Source organism: Amycolatopsis sp. H20-H5 (assembly GCF_035828755.1).
Lineage (GTDB): Bacteria > Actinomycetota > Actinomycetes > Mycobacteriales > Pseudonocardiaceae > Amycolatopsis.
Map to the genome: position 1 here is coordinate 1 of NZ_JAYMZS010000253.1, position 2,353 is coordinate 2,353.

2 protein-coding genes are annotated in these 2,353 nt (G+C 65.0%); both read right to left on the bottom strand.

Features of this window, described 5'->3' with window-relative positions:
- Positions 1-296 precede the first annotated feature (296 nt).
- On the bottom strand, positions 297-1,109 hold the full coding sequence (locus QMK34_RS47230) for a class I SAM-dependent methyltransferase (RefSeq protein ID WP_326421578.1): 813 nt from the start codon (positions 1,107-1,109) through the stop codon (positions 297-299).
- Positions 1,110-1,325: 216 nt separating this feature from the next.
- Positions 1,326-2,078, bottom strand: a complete 753-nt coding sequence (locus tag QMK34_RS47235; RefSeq protein WP_326421579.1) for an alpha/beta fold hydrolase — start codon at positions 2,076-2,078, stop codon at positions 1,326-1,328.
- Positions 2,079-2,353: the final 275 nt, after the last annotated feature.

Here is a 2,353-nt window from a genome sequence, read left to right on the forward strand (position 1 = left end):
CGGTCGAGCGCAACAGATCGGTCTGACGAGGCGTGCGTCCCAAGGCCACACCACTCATCCTGCCGGACCGGCCACCCGATCACCGCGACCGACACACCCCTCACAATCTAAGACACCAGCCACCTAGCCGGTTGTCCAGAGGTCAACACGAGCGATGCTGGTCGGGCACGTACGCCAGGTCGAGGACCGTGAGGCACGTGGGACCTATGACGATCAGGTGGTGACGGCGTCGATCACTGGCCCGCCGCGTCGGGAAATGTCCGCTTCTGCCGAGGAGAGGACGCAAGCCTTCTGGTTCAACCGCGCGGTCCGGCCACGGACTGAGAGCCCGTTGTCTCTACCTTGCTCGCCACCACCATGTAGTTCTCGGCCTCAAGGTTGAACGTGCTCATTTCCGTCTGGAGTCCGACCCGGTGCAACTCGACTTCGAGTTCTTCGTATCGGTAGGGCCAGCTCGACAGCAGTTCCGAGCGGGCAAGAACCGACCCAGCCGTATCCACCTGCGCGATCGCAATCTCGAGGTGGTGCTCGTCCTCCCAGTTCGGCGCGATGTCCCAGCGGTAGACCACGACGGCATCGCGACCGTTCCGGCGGACGAGTCGGTCACTGATGTCCAGCCGGGAACCTCTGGCCCTCACGAGTTCCCAAGTGCGGGAGGTGAGTACCAAGCGCCCGCCACGGCGCAGAAGCCGTGACATCGACTCCAGAGCAGCAACTCTGCCTCGCGCGCCCTCGGCATGGTGCAGCGAGTTACCAACGCAGAACACCATGTCGAAGGTGTCGTCATCGAAATGGTCGGGCAGCTCTTGCCAGTCCGCCCGCACTGTCCGGACAGATGCCCCGAACTCCTCAGACAACTCCGCAGTCCGACGAACCATCGCTTCGCTGGCGTCAGTTGCGACAACGTGCATGCCAAGACCGGCGAGGCCAACCGCCAACTGTCCGGTCCCGCACGAACAATCGAGGACGTGAGCGTTCGACGGCAGAAGACTGAGGACCTCATCGAACGACGCAGCGAACTCGGCCGGAGCCAGCTTTGCATCTGAGATGAGCCACTCGTACACCTCGGCAAGCGCGTTATAGCCACTCACGACTACTACCTCCGTCACGCGGCAGACTCACGGTGGCCATCAGTACATCAGCGGAGCAAGTCGGTCACCAATGGTTTTCGCAAGGCAACACGTCCGCGCATGCCGCGGACAGGGCATTTCTTGGCGATGCCCGCTCATGCCGATGGGCGGTCGTCAGCTGGCGGCTGTGCAGGTCGGTTCGGTGTCGGCGGGCCGGGCACGGTCTGCGCCGTCCTCCGCGTCAGGCGAGGCGCGCTACGAGGCCTCGCTTCTTTCCCAGAAGGAGGTGAGCGCCCTCGCGCTACGGGCTGGAGCTTGCACCATCCACCAGTGTCCAACACCGTCGAGGATCTCGACGCGGGCTCCCGCTCGTTCTGCGGACCGGCGGCGCATGCTCTGCGAGCCGACGAAGTGGTCCTCGGTCCCGATAATGACCAGACCGGGGCGTTCCGCAGCTGCGGGAAGGTCGCGGCCCAGGTCGGCCATGGCTGGCTGGGCAGCGGACCGGTAGAAGGCGAGGATGGCACGGCCCATCTGTGGTCCCTGGGCGGCGGCCAGTCGTTCGGCGATCGGCCTGCTGATGCCCCGGGCAACCATGCGCTCGGTCCGCGTGTCAAGTGTGCCACCCAGCAACTCCGCGACCGACTTCTCGCCGGTCCCCGGGGTCTGCCATTGTTGGGCGAGGTCATGCCATACGTAGTCCGGATCGAATACGCCCAGCGAATCGCTGGTCCAGCTCCGAAGCAGGTCAGGCCGTGTCATGGCGACGGAGACGACGGTGCTGCCGCCCACGTCGTGGCCGACGAGGTCGACCGGCTCGTCGAGCGACTCCAGTTCCCCGACGAGCCACTGTCGGTAGGCCAGCACGGTGCAGTCAAAGCCGTTCGGGATGGGTGCGCCGAAGCCGGGAGGTGACAAACGTAGGACGTCGGTCCTGTCCAACTCGGCGAGCAGTGGATCCCAAACCGCAGCGGTCTCGGGGTTGCCGTTGACGAAGACAGCGGTCATGAAGACGTCCTTAGACTCGGACGGTGCAGGCAAGGGAAGTCTATTGAGTCTGTCGCCGGTCGGCGTCGGTGGCGTCCTGCCGGGCGGTGAGTTCGGTGTTGAAGTCGCTGATGCGGCGGTCGAGGCAGTGGCGGGTCAGGGCTGAGAGTTCGATTTCGTCGGGTAGCGGGGACGCGTTGCCGCGCCCCCGCCCCCTCAGAACCGGCCATGCCCGATTTCCAGGCAACCGGCTCAAGCAAGCCCTGAAGGCTCACGGGCAGCCAGAAGTGCTGTAC